This is a genomic window from Paramixta manurensis (genome assembly GCF_013285385.1).
Lineage (GTDB): Bacteria > Pseudomonadota > Gammaproteobacteria > Enterobacterales > Enterobacteriaceae > Paramixta > Paramixta manurensis.
Genome location: NZ_CP054212.1, coordinates 2,159,488 through 2,176,462, shown reverse-complemented (window position 1 = coordinate 2,176,462; position 16,975 = coordinate 2,159,488). Strand labels below are relative to the sequence as shown.

The window sequence follows — 16,975 nt, the reverse complement described above, 5'->3', positions numbered from 1 at the left end:
GTGTGTCGCGCCCTGCTGTATAAGGTGAATTATTTAATTTCGGCCAAACTCAGCCACGTCTGCACTACGGTATCCGGGTTCAGGGAAAGGCTATCGATCCCCTCCTCCATCAGCCACGCGGCGAAATCTTCATGGTCTGAAGGCCCTTGACCACAAATTCCCACGTATTTCCCTTGTTTCTTCGCGGCGCGGATCGCCATCGACAGTAGCGCTTTGACGGCATCATTGCGCTCATCGAATAGCTCGGAAACCACCCCAGAGTCGCGATCGAGCCCTAACGCTAATTGCGTCATGTCATTCGACCCAATCGAGAAACCGTCAAAATGTTCAAGGAATTGTTCCGCCAGTAGCGCATTGGACGGAATTTCGCACATCATAATGACTTTCAGTCCGTTTTCACCGCGCTTCAGCCCTTGGCGCGCGAGCTCGTCGACCACCGCTTTAGCCTGCGCCACGGTGCGTACAAACGGGATCATAATTTCGACGTTGGTTAACCCCATCTCATTACGCACCCGCTTCACCGCCTCACACTCCAGGGCGAAACAATCACGGAAGCTATCGGCAACATAACGACCGGCGCCACGGAAGCCGAGCATCGGATTCTCTTCTTCGGGTTCATAACGCTCGCCACCAACCAGGTTAGCGTATTCATTGGTTTTAAAGTCCGACAAACGCACAATCACACGTTTTGGCGCAAATGCCGCCCCGAGGGTGGCGATACCTTCGGTTAATCGCGCAATATAAAACTCAACCGGATCGTCGAAACCTTTCATCAGTTCACGAATTTGCTGCTGCAACTCTGGCGTTTGTGAATCAAACTCCAGCAGCGCCTTCGGGTGCACGCCAATCATGCGGTTGATGATAAATTCCAGGCGCGCCAGCCCAACGCCTTCATTCGGCAAGCAGGCAAAGTCAAAAGCACGATCGGGGTTGCCGACGTTCATCATGATTTTTAACGGCAGCGCGGGCATTTCATCAATCTGCGAACTCTTCACCTCAAAGTCCAGCAAATCGTTATACACGTAGCCGGTATCGCCTTCGGCGCAAGAGACGGTGACCTTGTGTCCATCTTTCAGGCGTTCGGTTGCATCGCCGCATCCGACCACCGCCGGTATCCCCAACTCACGCGCAATAATCGCCGCATGACAGGTGCGTCCGCCGCGGTTGGTCACAATCGCTGACGCTTTCTTCATGATCGGTTCCCAATCCGGGTCGGTCATATCGGTTACCAGCACGTCACCCTTCTGGATGCGGTTCATTTCACCAATATCGTGGATCACCTTCACTTCCCCGGCGCCGATGCGATGACCAATAGCGCGGCCTTCCACCACCACATCGCCTTTGCCCTGGAGAGTATAACGCTCCATCACCTGCCCATTTGAGCGCACGGTTTCCGGACGGGCCTGCACAATAAATAACTTGCCGGTATGGCCATCCTTCGCCCATTCAATATCCATTGGGCGCTTATAGTGCTTTTCAATCTCAATCGCCTGGCGTGCCAATGCCTGCACTTCATCATCGGTTAAGCAGAAACGATCGCGCTGCTCCGCCGGCACGTCTTCAATGGTGACCTGCTCGCCATGCGCTTGCGAATCGGCATAAATCATGCGGATTTTTTTCGAGCCCATGTTACGGCGTACAATCGCCGGTCGGTTAGCCAGCAAGGTGGGTTTATGCACATAAAACTCATCCGGGTTTACCGCGCCCTGCACCACCATTTCGCCCAAGCCTAATGCCGCGGTGATAAACACCACCTGGTCAAAGCCCGATTCGGTATCAATGGTGAACATTACGCCGGATGAAGCCAGATCGGAACGTACCATCCGCTGAACCCCGGCGGAAAGCGCGACGCCGCGATGGTCGTAGCCCTGATGAACACGGTAAGAGATGGCGCGATCATTAAACAGCGAGGCGTAGACGTGTTTCACCGCCACCATCACCGCATCCACGCCCTGTACATTTAAAAAGGTTTCCTGCTGACCAGCAAACGAAGCATCAGGCATATCTTCTGCCGTGGCCGAGGAGCGAACCGCAAACGATGCTTCCGCATCGTCGGCAGAGAGTTGCTGGTAAGCATCGCGAATCGCCTCTTCCAGCGCCGCCTGAAACGGGGTATCCACAATCCATTGGCGAATTTGCTTACCGGCTTTCGCCAGTTCATCAACATCATCAATATCGGTCTTGTCCAGCAAATCATAGATACGCTGATTCACGCCGCTTTGATCGAGAAATTGATTGAACGCATCTGCGGTAGTCGCAAAACCATTAGGCACCGAGACACCCAATGAGGACAAATTAGTAATCATTTCACCGAGGGAAGCGTTTTTGCCTCCCACCCGATCAACATCATTCATGCCGAGCTGGTCGTACCAGAGCACTAGCGGCAGTTCGCCTTTATTGGACATTGAAACAATCCTTTTAAGATTTAATGTGAGTCACAAGGAAACGGTCAAACATGCTTATAACGCGTAACGCGCTTTAAGCTTGGCACATTCATTTGAGAATGAGAAAGTGGTGAATCGTTCAAGCACGCAAAAATGGGTATTTTAAGAAAACTCCGCGCAAAAGCCGCGTGTTGCGCAACATGACAAAAATTATCAACAGATTGAAAAATAACGTTAAAAATAAAAAATATCGTTTTTAGCCAAATAATCGTTGCGCAACATATTCTGCAAAATTGTCCGCCGAAATATTGCCGCGAGGTCTATAATCAAGGTCAACAAAAAAGAAACGGCATTTCATTTAGTTATCTGCTTACTTTTCAGTTTATTCTGATTAAAAATAAACAATTCAAAATGTGCGCCAATCCGCGTCTATTGAACTTATTCTGTATAACCGTTATTTGTTGATGCTATCTGGCAGCATTACCCCCCTTCATTCCCTACAGGAGATAAAATGGACGTAACGGGCGAAAGAAGCGTTTTTTATATTTCTGACGGTACCGCCATTACCGCTGAAGTTCTCGGGCACGCGGTAATGTCGCAATTTCCGGTTAATACCAACAGTGTCACCCTACCGTTTGTCGAAAATGTACAACGGGCACAGGCGGTAAAAGCACAAATCAATGCCTTGCATCAGAAAAGCGGCTTACGACCACTGGTGTTCTTCTCCATCGTCACGCCCGACGTGCGAGAGATCATTTTGCAAAGTGAAGGTTTCTGCCAAGACATTGTTCAAGCGTTGGTCGCCCCATTACAAAGTGAACTGGGCATGGCACCCGCGCCGGTCGCACACCGGGCGCATGGTCTGACCGCCAGTAATCTGGGGAAATATGATGCGCGTATCGCCGCGATTGATTACACCCTGGCGCACGATGATGGCATCTCTTTGCGCGGTTTAGACGCGGCACAGGTGATTCTGCTCGGTGTTTCACGCTGTGGTAAAACCCCCACCAGCCTCTATCTGGCAATGCAATTTGGCGTGCGGGCCGCCAACTATCCCTTTATTGCCGATGATATGGACAACCTAAAACTGCCGCCGGCATTGCGCCCGTACCAACATAAGCTGTTTGGCTTAACCATCGATCCCGAACGCCTCGCCGCCATTCGTCAGGAGCGCGCTGAAAACACGCGTTACGCTTCGCTGCGCCAGTGTCGGCTTGAAGTCGGTGAAGTTGAAGCGCTGTTCCGTACTAATCAGATCCGCTACCTCAACAGTACGAATTATTCGGTAGAAGAAATTGCGACGAAAATTCTCGATATTATGGGGCTGAATCGAAGAATGTATTAGGCTTTATCACCCTGATTTGTGCGTGTTTGGGTTGAATTTGCCGTTGATTGGTTTATTGTGATCGCCATCACTTCCCGGTACTTCCACCGCAGCGAAGATAGACAGTTTAGAGAATCCCATGAACAAAACAGATGAACTGCGGACCGCGCGCATCGAGAGCCTGATAACGCCTGCCGAATTAGCGGAAAAACATCCCATCACGCCAGCCATCATTGAAAACGTGACCGCGTCACGAAAACGTATCGCCCGCATCCTGTCTGGCGAAGATAAACGTTTATTGGTGGTCATCGGGCCGTGCTCATTGCACGATCCTAAGGCGGCGGTCGAGTATGCACGCCGCCTGAATGCGCTGCGTACCACCTATCAGTTCCGGCTGGAAATTGTGATGCGCACCTACTTCGAAAAGCCGCGTACTGTCGTTGGTTGGAAAGGTCTGATCTCCGATCCGGATTTAGATGGTAGCTTCCGTGTGAATCACGGGCTTGATGTGGCGCGCAAACTGTTGCTGGAAATTAACGCTCTCGGGATGCCAACCGCGACGGAATTCCTTGATATGGTCGTGGGTCAGTTTATTGCCGACTTAATCAGTTGGGGCGCCATTGGCGCGCGTACCACTGAAAGCCAAATCCATCGCGAGATGGCCTCGGCGCTCTCCTGCCCGGTTGGCTTTAAAAACGGTACCGATGGTAATACCCGAATCGCGGTAGATGCCATCCGCGCGGCGCGCGCCAGCCATATGTTTTTGTCGCCGGATAAATACGGGCAAATGACGATTTACCAGACCAGCGGTAACCCTTCTGGTCACATTATTATGCGCGGCGGGAAAACCCCCAATTATCATCCCGATGATATCGCTGCTGCGGCGGCGAGTCTGCGCGAGTTTGGGTTGCCAGAGCAATTAGTGATCGATTTCAGCCACGGTAACTGCCTGAAACAACATCGCCGCCAACGCGACGTTGCCGAATCGGTCGCACAGCAAATTCGCGATGGCGCATCCGCCATTGCCGGCGTCATGATTGAAAGCTTCCTTGAGGAAGGCACGCAAAAAGTGGTGGCAGGTCAACCATTGGTCTACGGACAATCGATTACCGACCCCTGTCTGGGTTGGGATGATAGCGAAGCGGTGCTTGCCCTATTGGCGGATGCCGTCGATAGCCGTTTCTGACCTCGTGATTTACGGAGCGCGAGCTATCCCGGCTGGCGCTCCGGTTCACCATCCTGCCTACTCTCTTCGCTTTTCCCGTCTGCAACGCATTTTATTCTTGCGTCTTAGTTACATTTGTTGATAATGATTATCAATATGAAAACAATTAACATTTGCAATCAGGTTAATTCTTATGGACAAGCATCCCGCACCTCTTGCCGCTGCCACGCATCCGGCCTCTTTCCGCCAGATAGACAGCAAACTGTTACTGGGTTCTGAAGGCCGTGTCGTTATCCTGCATCAGGGCCAACATTACGTGCTACGCCAGACGCAGGCCGGAAAACTGATTCTGACCAAGTAAACCTATGCGCACCGTAAAACCAGGCGATCTTTGCGAAGCCTCGTTCGCGCGTAAAATACAATAACTTCGCCAGCCACCCAGGCACTCCGCCCAGGCAGCCAGCCCTCCTTAATCCAATACGATAATGGAGCGTTGACCTCATGTTTTACCAACCTGGAGCTGGTTTGCGCCTCTCGCGCTTAACACTGGCCATTGCTTGCGTGCTACCGGTTTATACGCAGGCTGCTACCGCTAACACCAGTACGACTTCTGACCCTGCCGATCAAATGACGGTTATCGCGACCGGCAATCAACGCAGCGCCTTTGAGGCGCCAATGATGGTTTCCGTGGTGGACGGTGGCTCACCACAATCAACCACTGCCGCGTCGGCGGCGGATATGCTGCGTGGCGTGCCCGGCATTACGCTCGACGGTACCGGGCGCACCAACGGTCAGGATATTTTAATGCGCGGTTACGATCGCCGTGGGGTATTAACGCTGGTTGATGGCATTCGCCAGGGCACGGACACCGGGCATCTCAATAGCGTATTTGTTGATCCGGCGCTGATCAAACGCATCGAAGTCGTGCGCGGCCCGTCAGCCTTACTGTATGGCAGCGGCGCATTGGGTGGCGTGGTGTCGTATGAAACCGTTGATGCCGCCGATCTGTTAGAGGCCGGACAAACCAGCGGTTATCGCGTATTCGGTAGCGCCGCGACCGGCGATCATAGCCTTGGCTTTGGCGCCAGCGCCTTTGGGCGCTCAGATAATTTGGATGGCGTGCTCTCCTGGAGTACCCGCGATCGTGGCGATATACGGCAAAGCAGCGGTGACGATGCGCCGAATGACGAAAATATCAACAATCTGATGGCGAAAGGCAGTTGGAAACTGGATGAGGCGCAATCATTAAAAGGTAGCCTGCGTTATTACAATAACCGGGCGCAAGAACCGCTGAACCCACAAAGTGTTCAGCCAGATAGCCATAGCAACACAATGACCAACCGATCAACCATCCAACGTGATGCACAGTTTGGCTACCATCTCGCGCCAGCGGATAGCGCCTGGCTTAATGCCGATGCGACGGTTTATTGGTCAGAAGTCAGAATTAATGCCGATACGCGCCAAACCGCCGATCAGTACCGCGAACAAACCACCAAAGGGGTAAAACTGGAAAACCGTAGCCGCCTGTTTGCCGAGAGTTTTGCTTCTCACTTGTTCACCTACGGAGGCGAATACTATCGACAACAGCAGGCCCCTTCCGGCGCCGCAACCGGTTTTCCGCACGCCAGCATTGATTTCGCGTCCGGATGGTTACAGGATGAAATTACGCTACGCGATGTCCCCGCCTCGCTGGTGTTGGGAACCCGTTATGATAATTACAGCGGCAGCAGTGATGGCTATGCTGATGTTGACGCGGATAAATGGTCCTCCCGCGCTGCTTTATCCGTTTCCCCAACCGACTGGCTGATGCTGTTTGGCTCTTATGCTCAGGCCTTCCGTGCGCCCACCATGGGAGAAATGTATAACGATGATGTGCACTTCTCCACTGGCCCGTCTTATACCAATCGCTGGGTGCCAAACCCCAACTTGCGTCCTGAAACGAACAATACCCGCGAAGCCGGTTTTGGCCTGCGGTTTGATGATTTGCTGTTCGCCCACGACGCGCTGGAGTTCAAAGGCAGCTATTTTGACACCAACGCCAAAGATTACATTTCCACCAGCGTCGATTTCCCTGCCGCCACCACGCAATCTTACAACGTTCCGGACGCCAAAATATGGGGCTGGGACGCGGCCATGAAATATGCAACCGACAATGTTAGCCTCAACCTGGCCTATAACCGCACCCGCGGACGTGACCGTAACAGCGGTGAATGGATCTCCAGTCTTAATCCGGACACGGTAACCAGTGCGTTGGATGTACCTCTCGCGCAAAGCGGTTTTTCGGTGGGCTGGGTGGGCACTTTCGCCGACCGTTCTACGCATATCAGCAGTCAGTATGCTCGCCAGCCGGGTTATGCGGTGAGTGATTTCTATCTACGCTATAAAGGGCAACAACAGCTAAAAGGTGTGACCACGACGCTGGTATTGGGCAATGCGTTTGATAAACAGTATTACTCGCCGCAGGGCATTCCGCAGGACGGCGTGAACGGCAAAGTGTTTGTTAGTTATCAATGGTAATAATCACGCCCATTTGTCGTGGGCGTAAAACAATAAGGAAGAGAGAATGAATGCGATTTATTCACGCTACACCGCGTTAAAAATGGCCTCGCCTGGCAAATATGCGCGCGATTTGGCGCAGGAAATGGGGTTGAGTGAAGCAGAACTTACCCTGGCCCGCGTCGGCGTGGATGCCCGGCCGCTACGTCTGGAAGTGGCGGCACTGTTAACCGCGCTGGAAACCGTAGGTGAAACAAAATCCATTACGCGTAACGAATACGCGGTGCATGAACAGGTTGGGTGCTATCAAAATCTGCACCTTAGCAACCACGCCGGGCTGGTATTAAATCCACGCGCGCTCGATTTACGTCTGTTTCCCGGGCAATGGAACAGTGTGTTTGCCTTAAATGAGCAAACCGCACGCGGTGAGCGTCATAGCATTCAGTTTTTCGATACATACGGTGATGCGGTGCTGAAAGTGTATGCCACCGAACAGAGCGATCTCACCGCTTGGCAAAAGCTAATCGAAACCTTCACGCTCGCCAGCGCGCCCTCGCTGAACCTGGCGAAAATAACGTCGCCTGCGTATAACGACGCGCCAGATCACGCTCAGATCGAACAGCAGTGGCGCGCGATGACCGATGTTCACCAATTTTTTCGCTTACTGAAGCAGCATAATATTAGCCGTCAACAGGCGTTTCGCGCCGTTTCCGATGAACTGGCGTACCAGGTAGACAACCAAGCATTGCGTCAAGTGCTGACCAGCGCTCAGACACAGGGTAACGAAATTATGATTTTCGTCGGTAATCGCGGCTGTGTACAAATTTTCACCGGTAAAATTGAAAGCTGGCGGCCAATTGAGCATTGGGTCAATGTGTTTAATCGTACCTTTACGCTTCATCTCCAGGAAAACACCATTGCGGAAAGTTGGATCACCCGTAAACCGACGGCAAACGGCATGGTCACTAGCCTGGAACTGTTTGCCGTTGACGGAACGCAAATTGCGCAACTTTATGGACAACGCACCGAAGGTGAAGCTGAACAAAACGTGTGGCGCGAGCAGCTTGCAACGCTGGCGGCAGAAGGAGCGGCGGCATGAAGCGTTGGTTGGCAGCCATGATCGCCCTGCCGCTTTCGGCGCTGGCAACAGAGCGCATCGTGTCGATTGGCGGTGACGTTACGCAAATTATCTACGCGCTGGACGCACAACAAACGTTGGTCGCACGCGACAGTACCAGTCTTCAACCGGCGCTGGCGACCCATCTGCCAGACGTTGGGTATATGCGCCAACTGAATGCCGAGGGCATTTTGGCGATGAAGCCCAGCCTGGTTCTCACCAGCGCGCAGGCCAAGCCCTCGCTGGCCCTGCAACAAGTCGAACAGGCCGGGGTACGCGTCATCACCGTTACCGGCGCGACACAATCCGAAGCCATCAATGAAAAGATCGCCACCATCGCCCACGCGCTACACCGCGAAGAGCAGGGAAAAACGCTACGTGATGCCATGACCACACAGTTGGCGGCAATTCCACGTTCGCCTTTACCGGTAAAGGTGTTGTTTATTATGGCGCACAGCGGGATGAACGCACTGGGCGCCGGTAATCAGACCGCTGCCGATGCGGCAATCAAAAGTGTTGGCCTGATAAATGCCTTTGGCGACTCGCCGCGTTATCAATCGCTGACGCAAGAAGGTGTCATCGCCAGCGCTCCGCAATTAGTAGTGGTGTCCGCCGACGGGCTGAATACGCTTGGCGGTGAGCAGAATCTCTGGAAATTACCTGGACTTGCAATGACACCTGCCGGGATCCATCAACAATTGTTAGTGATTGATGATATGGCGTTGCTCGGGTTTGGCATTGATACGCCGTCCGCGCTTGCCAAGCTGCGGAAAGTGGCGGAGGCCATCGCGCCATGAATACCGCCGTCCCACTTCGCTGGTTAGTCGCCATGGTGGTGGTGTTAGTCAGCTTAACGTTACTGGCAGCCAATGTCGGTGCGATGCATTTATCTCTGCCGATGTTATGGCAAGCGTCGTTTGACGATACGTTGTGGCAAATCTGGTGGAATATCCGCTTGCCACGGGTATTGCTGGCGGTGCTGGTTGGCGCGGCGCTGGCGGCCTCCGGCGCGGTGATGCAGGGCGTGTTCCGCAATCCGCTGGCCGATCCGGGATTGTTAGGTATCAGCAGCGGCGCAGCGTTGGCGGTTGCTCTGGCGATCGTTGTACCTGTTGCGCTTCCGTCCGCCCTCTCCCTATGGCTACCAATGCTGGCCGCCTTCCTCGGCAGCCTGGCGGTGACAATAGTGATTTTTTTACTTAGCCGTATCGGCCATGGCGCAATGGGCCGTTTATTGCTGGTCGGTATCGCAATCAATGCGTTATGCGGCTCGGCGGTTGGCGTGCTTTCATGGGTCGCAAACGACCAGCAGTTGCGCCAACTTTCATTATGGGGAATGGGTAGTCTGGGGCAAGCGCAATGGTCAACGGTGCTCGCCTGCGCACTACTGATCGTGCCAACCGCGCTGGTGGTACAGCGCCTGGCGACGCGGCTTAATCTGCTACAACTGGGTGAGGAAGAGGCGCATTACCTCGGCGTTGATGTGCGCCGTACACAACGCATTTTACTGGTCGCCAGCGCGTTGCTGGTTGCCGCCGCGGTGGCGGTATCCGGCGTAATTGGTTTTATCGGGCTGGTGGTTCCGCACCTGATGCGCATGTGCCTCAGCACCGATCATCGTTGGCTGTTGCCCGGCACATTACTGGCGGGCGCAACCCTGCTGCTGCTGGCTGATACGCTGGCGCGCACGGTAGTTGCACCGGCGGAAATGCCGGTCGGTCTGCTCACCAGCCTGCTCGGCGGGCCGTGGTTTCTGTGGCTTATTTTACGTCGTCGGGAGGCGCAACCATGAGCGAAGTGTTATGTGCCGAACATCTCAGCTATTGCCGCGGCGGACGCCAAATTATTGATGATGTCTCCTTGCGGTTCACCCGTGGCAATATGGTGGCCTTAATCGGCCCTAACGGCGCCGGAAAATCGACGCTCTTACGGTTGTTAACCGGTTACCTGCCGCCATCAGCCGGTCAATGCTTGCTTAACGGACGCGCTATCGACGCGTGGCCGCGTGAGCAATTGGCGCGTCAACGCGCGGTGATGCGTCAGCAAACTCAGGTTGCCTTTTCACTCTCGGTGCGGGAAATGGTGGCACTAGGTCGTGCGCCCTGGTCATCACACATTGCCCAAGTGGTTGATGAAGTCATGGCATTAACCGATTGCGCCAGCCTGGCGCAGCGCGACTATCGCCAACTTTCCGGCGGCGAGCAGCAACGCGTACAATTAGCCCGGGCGCTGGCCCAACTGTGGCGCGAAGATGGCCCACAGGGCTGGCTATTTCTTGATGAACCGACATCCGCGCTCGATCTTTACCACCAGCAACACACTCTACGCCAGCTTCATCGGTTAACCCGGGAAACCGCGTTAACGGTGTGTTGCGTGCTGCACGACCTTAACCTGGCCGCACTCTGGTCTGACCGATTGTTGCTGTTGCATCAAGGCAAATTGGTTGCCGATGGTACGCCAAACGAGGTGCTCACCGAAGCAACGCTAACCCGTTGGTATCGAGCCGATCTGCAGGTCTATCGCCACGCGACCGATACCCTGCCACAGGTGATGTTGCGCCGTTAGCTGGAGCAGCTCACTTCGAGGCGTTTCCCCCAATCCGGCGGGCGTTTCATCAAATCCGCAAACTCAGGCGCATCATCAAACGGACGCGATAGCGCCTGATGCAAGCGGGTCAGCGCGCTAATATCATCTTGTTCAGCCAGTTCAATCGCCTGCTGCGCGAGATAATTGCGCAAAATCACCGCCGGATTGACCGATAACATGACACGTTGCCGTTCGGTGTCGCTGCGTTCTTCACGTAATAAGCGCTGCTGATATACGCTATACCAACGGTCAAACGCCGCGCGATCGATAAACTCGTCGCGTAGCGGGGATTGCGCCTGGCGCTGTTCGGTGTGACTCAGCAAACGGAAAGTCCGGGTATAATCGCTGCCCTCCTGCGCCATTAGCGCCAGTAAATCGGTCAGAATGGTATTGTCTTCTGCTTCTGGCGTCAGGAAGCCCAGTTTGGCACGCATTTTCTCTCCCCAGGCTTTCATCAACGTCGGCTCATATTCACTTAGCGCCTGCTTTAACTGGTCAGTCGTCATCAGGCCTGAGAGCGCGTGAGCCAGGCGGTTCAGGTTCCATAAACCCACCACCGGTTGGTTATCAAACGCGTAGCGCCCCTGGTAGTCGGAATGGTTGCAAATAAACCCCGGCTGATAATCATCAAGGAACCCATATGGCCCAAAATCAAGCGTAAGCCCCAAGATCGACATATTATCGGTATTCATTACACCGTGGGCAAAGCCCACACTTTGCCAGTGGGCGATCAGCCGTGCGGTGCGCTGTACCACATCGGTTAACCACAAGCGATAGCCCTCCTCCGCATCAACCAGCTCAGGCCAGTGATGGCGAATGACATAATCGGCGAGCTGTTTCACTTGTTCCTGCTGACCGGTGTAAAAAAAGTGCTCGAAATGACCGAAACGAACGTGGCTTTCGGCAACGCGCAGCAGCATGGCGCCCCGCTCGGTAGTTTCGCGGTAAACCGGTTCGTCGCTGGTGACGATAGTGAGCGCACGTGAGGTCGGAATATTCAGATGATGCAGCGCTTCTGAAGCCAGAAACTCACGAATGGTGGAGCGTAATACTGCGCGACCATCGCCCATGCGTGAATAGGGTGTTAAACCGGCGCCCTTAAGATGCCAGTCAAACTTCCGCCCATCCGGTAACTGCTGCTCTCCCAGTAAAATACCGCGCCCATCACCTAATTGTCCGGCCCAAACGCCAAACTGATGACCGCTGTACACCTGCGCCAGCGGCTGCATACCGGGCAGAAGCTCAGCACCGCCCCAAACGGCAGTTTTAGCCTGGGTAAACCATTGTTCATCCAGCCCTAATTCACGTGCCAGTTCGGCACTGTGGTACAGCAGACGAGGGTTTTTTAACGGTGTGGGTGTCAGCGGCGTATAGAAGCCTGGCAGCTCGTTAAACCAACTGTTGTTAAACTGCATGTTGCCTCCTTAAGAAACGCACTGAGGCAATTTCCAATAGCCATCAAACGATAAAATCTCTGATTCATCGTCACAGTTTTTTTAGTGTAAGCCGCTATTGGAGAAATAAACAGACACCCGCAGCAGGGGTATTTAACAATGTCCGCCGGATAACCCATTGGGCGGATTTATTAATAGCGACAGTGAGGCTTCCGGCACTGGCGGGAAAAGCGCCCCCTGAATCCCGGCGAAATGGAGATCGGTGATGTTCTCTAACAGAGAAAGCTCATCAACGCCCTGCACGATAAGTTGACGGCAATGAGGCGCGACATTATCACTCACCGCCTGCATAAAGGGTATAAAAGAGGCTCGTTTACTATTTTGGTAAACAAAGGATTTATCAAGTTTAACCCGGCTAAATAAATTATCATACACCGCTTTCGCGGGTGCGTAACCGGAGCCGAAATTGTTCAGCGTTAGATTAAACTGTTCGCTTAATGCCAATAAGATCGGATTTTCTTTTCCTAATTTAAAATCAGTAAAGTTTTCATTAATACCCAATTCAAGACAGCCGAGTTGTTGCATTCTGTGCAACAAGAATTCACTTTGCAAAATCGCCGCCGCCATATGTTCCGTGATGCTAAGCACTGCCGGCACGGCGTGGCGCTTAAAAAAATCGTGATGCTTCTCAATAGTATTAATTTGGCTTTGTAGCGTTGCCAGGTGCTGTTCCGCATCCCATTGCAGTAAGGCTATTTCTTGCGAAACCGCTACCAACGCCGCCGGGTGCGAAAATTCCGATATCAAATCAACGGCAATAAGATGACCATGGGGCGAATAAACGGGATTAAAGGCTGTGTGACTTTGATAATCAGCAACAAAATGGGTTTTCATTTTTTCAGCCATTAATAAGCGGCACTTTAAGCATCCTATAACAACAAAATATGACAATCAATAGCCCCTCGTCACCAGACGATAAATGACCGGATGCTGACAATTCTTTTCAAATAATACCTCCTAAGGTTTATCCGATAACCAATATTATCTCCTCTAATCAGTTTCATCCGCCAGGCTGTGTGGTACGTTTCACGCCATACGCAACAATGAAGCAAAAACCACATTGTGATTAAGCGCGAAATGATAAATTTATTTAAGTAATCGGCGGCGGCATTGAAAAAAACAGCGGCAGTGTTTACCGCTTTGAGGTAGTTATCCGCCTGGACTTCTCTGGGTAGTTAAATTCTGCGGGCCTGCCAAAACGTCTTCCGCCAGTAAACGTTATCCAGCGATGAGCGAATGACGCCCTGGCTGGTTGAAGCATGAATAAACTGATTATCAGTATCATAAATCCCGACATGCAGACCATTTTCACCGCCGCCGGTTTTGAAAAAGACCAAATCGCCTGGCAGCAGTTCATCTTTATCGATTCGAGTACCAATATCGGTTTGGGCTTCGGTAGTGCGCGGTAATTGAAGATTAAAACGGTCGCGGAAGGTGAGATAGACAAAGCCGGAACAATCAACCCCGCCACGGCTCATACCGCCATAACGATAAGGTGTCCCGCGCCATTGGCCCAGTTGTTCGTTCAGTTGTGCAATAACGGTAATCGAGTCTGATAATCGCCCATTCGGTGGCGGCGCATGGCTGCTACAGCCAGCAAGGACGATAATCAATAACAGTAGCCCGATGCGCATCGCATACAATCCTTTAATAATTAAGCGGAACCGGATTTACTGTAGCGGGAAATCAGGCATTCTGACAACCAGATCGGAGGATTACCGCCAGACTGTCAGCATATTATGCCCCTCAACGCACAGTTTGCGGAAGGGAACCTCATAAACCTGCTGAAGCAGCTCGGGCTGCATTACCTCTTCTACTGCGCCTTGTGCCACCACCTGCCCGGCTTTCATCAACCACACGCGCTGTGCCTGATGCAGACTATGGTTCAGGTCATGCCCGCTCATGATCACCGCCACCCCATTGGCGCTAAGCGGCGCCAGCAGATCATCCACCGCCGCCTGCTGCGCCACATCTAATCCGCTCATCGGTTCGTCAAGCAGCAACAACTTCCCTTTTGCTACCGGCCCGCTGCCAATTTGCAGCAACGCTGCCGCTAACCGTACGCGCTGCCATTCACCGCCAGAAAGATGAGTCAGCCGACGAGAAAGTTTATCTTTCAGTTGTAAGCAATGCAGGATGGTCTGCAGCGTAGACTCATCTTGAGGCGCCTCATCCACCAGATGCAGTTGTAAATAGTGAAATACGGCCATCTGGCCCAATGGCGGCTGTTGTTGTGGTAACCAGGCGCGTAAACGCGCCAACTGTTTTCCACTCCAGTTCTCCAGCGGTTGTCCAAGAAACTGAACGCGCCCAACGCCCGGTAACAGGCCGGATAAGCGCGCCAGCAGGCTGCTCTTCCCGGCACCATTTGGCCCAAGAAGATGAATCCGTTCCCCTGCGCTAACGCAGGCGGAGAAAGGCGATAACCTACCGGATACCGCCGCGCGCTCAATCTCTAACAACATTTATTTAGCCAGCGCTTGCTTGATACTTTCCAGCACTTGCGGATCGTCCGGCGTCATATCCGGTGAAAAACGCTGCACAACATTTCCCTGACGATCAATCAGGAATTTTTCAAAGTTCCACAGAATATCGCCGGTCTGCTTCGGTGCTCGCCCCTTGCTAGTCATACGCTCCAGAAAACCACTGCCTTCCGGCGTCACGGCGGTGGGTTGTGCCGCGACCAACTGGGCATACAGTGGATGCCGGTGTTCGCCATTCACCTCGATCTTGCTGAACATCGGGAAGGTCACGCCATACGTCGTACTACAGAAGGTTTTAATTTCTTCATTAGTACCCGGTTCCTGCTCCAGGAAAGCGTTACACGGAAAGCCGAGTACGTTAAACCCTTTGTCATGCCAGGCCTTTTGTAAATTTTCCAGTTGCTCATATTGCGGCGTTAGACCACATTTCGAGGCGACGTTTACCACCAGTAATACCTCGCCCTTCCATTGCCCCAGCGTGGTACTTTCGCCATCCAACGTGACCAGTTCTGTATCGTAAATGCTCATACGGATTTCCTGTAGCTAAGTGAGTGTTGCCAGCATTGGCTAGCGACGAGAATAGCGTAACAACCAAATAAAAACCGGCGCCCCAAGCGTGGCGGTCACCACGCCGATTGGCAGTTCAGCGGCGGTCAGCGCCAGCCGTGCGACAATATCCGCAGCCAGTAAGACACAGCCGCCTGCCAAGGCGCTGGCTGGCAACAGTATGCGATGATCGGTCAGACCACTCAGACGCAATAAATGCGGAATAACCAACCCAACAAACCCAATCGCACCGGCCAACGCCACGCTGACGCCAACCAGCCAGCCCATTGCCACCACCAATACATTACGCCATAACCGTAGCGACAAACCGAGCTGGCGCGCCGGAGCCTCTCCCAACGCCAATAGATTAAGTACGCTTGATTGCGCGATTAACCACCCTAACACCGGCACCAGCGCCAACATTAACCATCGGGCGTGCCAGTCAATGCCGCTAAAGCCGCCCATCATCCAATACATCAACTGGCGTAGATCCAGATTTGAACTGAAATAGACTGCCCATGTCATTATCGCGCTACAAATGATGCCCAGCGCGACCCCGGCCAGTAAGAGACGGCTAGTGGATAAATGGCGCCAGGCAAAACGCAGCAAAATCACCGTGATCACCAGCGCACCGGCCATCGCTGCCAGACTTAATTCCCACAGTTGCCCGTTACCCAGTAGCACGCATAACACTAGCCCGACCCCGGCGCCATTAGATACGCCAAGCAACCCCGGTTCGGCTAACGGGTTTTCAAACAGCGCCTGCATGACGGTTCCGGCCACCGCCAGCGAGGCGCCAACCAACAAGACCGCCAGGGTACGCGGCAAGCGTAACTGCCAGACAAAGAGTTGGTCTTGCGGATTAAACCATTGCGTTGGCAGAATCCAGCGTTCTCCGGCGCATAAGCTAATCACAGCAACCATGAGCGTGGTGATGCACAGCGCCCATAGCCAAGCCGTTGCGTGCCGCCGCGCGCGATGTGCTAGTTCGGGGAACAGAGACATGAAAGATGCTTTACCAATGAAAACAGAGATTTGATTGTAGTGACTATAAGGAAAAAAGAAAGTCTCAGCTGAAAAGGAAAAGGCCGCAAAATGCGGCCTTTTGTGTCACTGAAATTACTCGGCTTTAGGTGACGCGTTTTCAACCCGGCTTTTCAGTTTTTGGCCGGGGCGGAACGTCACCACACGGCGTGCCGTAATCGGAATATCTTCGCCTGTTTTCGGGTTACGCCCCGGACGTTGATTTTTATCGCGAAGGTCAAAGTTGCCAAACCCAGACAGCTTCACCTGCTCACCGTTTTCTAAAGCACGTCTAACCTCTTCAAAAAACAGCTCAACCAGCTCTTTGGCATCCCGTTTGCTCAGCCCTAGCTTTTCAAACAGGTATTCTGACATCTCAGCTTTTGTAAGCGCCATA

The 16,975-nt window shown here is 53.1% G+C and carries 16 protein-coding genes; 8 read left to right on the top strand and 8 right to left on the bottom strand.

The genetic code is table 11. From position 1 onward, the window contains the following. Window positions 1-29: 29 nt before the first annotated feature. Window positions 30-2,405: a phosphoenolpyruvate synthase gene (ppsA, locus tag PMPD1_RS10570; protein WP_173633999.1), complete on the bottom strand. Its 2,376-nt coding sequence runs from the start codon at window positions 2,403-2,405 to the stop codon at window positions 30-32. A gap of 490 nt (window positions 2,406-2,895) precedes the next feature. On the opposite strand from ppsA, the gene ppsR reads away from it, so the two are divergent. The 8 genes from ppsR (at window position 2,896) to PMPD1_RS10530 (ending at window position 11,051) form a co-directional block, all read left to right on the top strand. Then, a complete protein-coding gene (ppsR, locus tag PMPD1_RS10565; RefSeq protein ID WP_173633998.1) occupies window positions 2,896-3,729 on the top strand; it encodes a posphoenolpyruvate synthetase regulatory kinase/phosphorylase PpsR in 834 nt (277 codons plus the stop codon). Window positions 3,730-3,847: 118 nt separating this feature from the next. Next, window positions 3,848-4,894 carry a 3-deoxy-7-phosphoheptulonate synthase gene (locus PMPD1_RS10560; protein WP_173633997.1) on the top strand — a complete coding sequence of 349 codons (1,047 nt, stop codon included), beginning with the start codon at window positions 3,848-3,850 and terminating at the stop codon, window positions 4,892-4,894. Between the two features lie 172 nt (window positions 4,895-5,066). Beyond that, a complete protein-coding gene (hemP, locus tag PMPD1_RS10555) occupies window positions 5,067-5,234 on the top strand; it encodes a hemin uptake protein HemP (RefSeq protein ID WP_173633996.1) in 168 nt (55 codons plus the stop codon). 140 nt (window positions 5,235-5,374) lie between these two features. After that, window positions 5,375-7,390 (top strand): TonB-dependent hemoglobin/transferrin/lactoferrin family receptor, encoded by a 2,016-nt coding sequence (locus tag PMPD1_RS10550; protein ID WP_173633995.1) that lies wholly within the window; start codon window positions 5,375-5,377, stop codon window positions 7,388-7,390. 46 nt (window positions 7,391-7,436) lie between these two features. Further along, complete coding sequence (locus PMPD1_RS10545; protein WP_173633994.1) at window positions 7,437-8,468, top strand: hemin-degrading factor; 1,032 nt, start codon at window positions 7,437-7,439, stop codon at window positions 8,466-8,468. After that, a complete protein-coding gene (locus tag PMPD1_RS10540) occupies window positions 8,465-9,283 on the top strand; it encodes a heme/hemin ABC transporter substrate-binding protein (protein ID WP_173633993.1) in 819 nt (272 codons plus the stop codon). The genes PMPD1_RS10545 and PMPD1_RS10540 overlap by 4 nt, the downstream gene beginning before the upstream one ends. Then, window positions 9,280-10,278: a FecCD family ABC transporter permease gene (locus PMPD1_RS10535; RefSeq protein ID WP_173633992.1), complete on the top strand. Its 999-nt coding sequence runs from the start codon at window positions 9,280-9,282 to the stop codon at window positions 10,276-10,278. The genes PMPD1_RS10540 and PMPD1_RS10535 overlap by 4 nt, the downstream gene beginning before the upstream one ends. Further along, window positions 10,275-11,051, top strand: a complete 777-nt coding sequence (locus PMPD1_RS10530) for a heme ABC transporter ATP-binding protein (RefSeq protein ID WP_173633991.1) — start codon at window positions 10,275-10,277, stop codon at window positions 11,049-11,051. Before PMPD1_RS10535 ends, PMPD1_RS10530 begins: the two co-directional genes overlap by 4 nt. Here the strand turns inward: PMPD1_RS10530 and PMPD1_RS10525 are convergent. The 7 genes from PMPD1_RS10525 to ihfA form a co-directional block, all read right to left on the bottom strand. Continuing rightward, window positions 11,048-12,487, bottom strand: a complete 1,440-nt coding sequence (locus PMPD1_RS10525) for a protein adenylyltransferase SelO (RefSeq protein ID WP_173633990.1) — start codon at window positions 12,485-12,487, stop codon at window positions 11,048-11,050. The genes PMPD1_RS10530 and PMPD1_RS10525 overlap by 4 nt on opposite strands. 132 nt (window positions 12,488-12,619) lie before the next feature. Then, complete coding sequence (locus PMPD1_RS10520) at window positions 12,620-13,360, bottom strand: EAL domain-containing protein (RefSeq protein ID WP_173633989.1); 741 nt, start codon at window positions 13,358-13,360, stop codon at window positions 12,620-12,622. A 341-nt stretch (window positions 13,361-13,701) separates the two neighbouring features. Then, window positions 13,702-14,160, bottom strand: coding sequence for a C40 family peptidase (locus PMPD1_RS10515; RefSeq protein WP_173633988.1), 459 nt, complete (start codon window positions 14,158-14,160; stop codon window positions 13,702-13,704). 81 nt (window positions 14,161-14,241) lie between these two features. Beyond that, a complete protein-coding gene (gene btuD, locus PMPD1_RS10510) occupies window positions 14,242-14,991 on the bottom strand; it encodes a vitamin B12 ABC transporter ATP-binding protein BtuD (protein ID WP_173633987.1) in 750 nt (249 codons plus the stop codon). Beyond that, a complete protein-coding gene (locus tag PMPD1_RS10505; RefSeq protein ID WP_354292855.1) occupies window positions 14,992-15,537 on the bottom strand; it encodes a glutathione peroxidase in 546 nt (181 codons plus the stop codon). Between the two features lie 39 nt (window positions 15,538-15,576). After that, complete coding sequence (gene btuC / locus PMPD1_RS10500; protein WP_173633986.1) at window positions 15,577-16,560, bottom strand: vitamin B12 ABC transporter permease BtuC; 984 nt, start codon at window positions 16,558-16,560, stop codon at window positions 15,577-15,579. A gap of 114 nt (window positions 16,561-16,674) precedes the next feature. Beyond that, on the bottom strand, window positions 16,675-16,974 hold the full coding sequence (gene ihfA, locus PMPD1_RS10495) for an integration host factor subunit alpha (protein ID WP_173633985.1): 300 nt from the start codon (window positions 16,972-16,974) through the stop codon (window positions 16,675-16,677). Window position 16,975: the final 1 nt, after the last annotated feature.

Bases quoted from the DNA above. Each gene is read 5' to 3' on its own strand.
- ppsA (WP_173633999.1), bottom strand. From the start codon at position 2,405: ATGTCCAATAAAGGCGAACTGCCGCTAGTGCTCTGGTACGACCAGCTC.
- ppsR (WP_173633998.1), top strand. From the start codon at position 2,896: ATGGACGTAACGGGCGAAAGAAGCGTTTTTTATATTTCTGACGGTACC.
- PMPD1_RS10560 (WP_173633997.1), top strand. From the start codon at position 3,848: ATGAACAAAACAGATGAACTGCGGACCGCGCGCATCGAGAGCCTGATA.
- hemP (WP_173633996.1), top strand. From the start codon at position 5,067: ATGGACAAGCATCCCGCACCTCTTGCCGCTGCCACGCATCCGGCCTCT.
- PMPD1_RS10550 (WP_173633995.1), top strand. From the start codon at position 5,375: ATGTTTTACCAACCTGGAGCTGGTTTGCGCCTCTCGCGCTTAACACTG.
- PMPD1_RS10545 (WP_173633994.1), top strand. From the start codon at position 7,437: ATGAATGCGATTTATTCACGCTACACCGCGTTAAAAATGGCCTCGCCT.
- PMPD1_RS10540 (WP_173633993.1), top strand. From the start codon at position 8,465: ATGAAGCGTTGGTTGGCAGCCATGATCGCCCTGCCGCTTTCGGCGCTG.
- PMPD1_RS10535 (WP_173633992.1), top strand. From the start codon at position 9,280: ATGAATACCGCCGTCCCACTTCGCTGGTTAGTCGCCATGGTGGTGGTG.
- PMPD1_RS10530 (WP_173633991.1), top strand. From the start codon at position 10,275: ATGAGCGAAGTGTTATGTGCCGAACATCTCAGCTATTGCCGCGGCGGA.
- PMPD1_RS10525 (WP_173633990.1), bottom strand. From the start codon at position 12,487: ATGCAGTTTAACAACAGTTGGTTTAACGAGCTGCCAGGCTTCTATACG.
- PMPD1_RS10520 (WP_173633989.1), bottom strand. From the start codon at position 13,360: ATGAAAACCCATTTTGTTGCTGATTATCAAAGTCACACAGCCTTTAAT.
- PMPD1_RS10515 (WP_173633988.1), bottom strand. From the start codon at position 14,160: ATGCGCATCGGGCTACTGTTATTGATTATCGTCCTTGCTGGCTGTAGC.
- btuD (WP_173633987.1), bottom strand. From the start codon at position 14,991: ATGTTGTTAGAGATTGAGCGCGCGGCGGTATCCGGTAGGTTATCGCCT.
- PMPD1_RS10505 (WP_354292855.1), bottom strand. From the start codon at position 15,537: ATGAGCATTTACGATACAGAACTGGTCACGTTGGATGGCGAAAGTACC.
- btuC (WP_173633986.1), bottom strand. From the start codon at position 16,560: ATGTCTCTGTTCCCCGAACTAGCACATCGCGCGCGGCGGCACGCAACG.
- ihfA (WP_173633985.1), bottom strand. From the start codon at position 16,974: ATGGCGCTTACAAAAGCTGAGATGTCAGAATACCTGTTTGAAAAGCTA.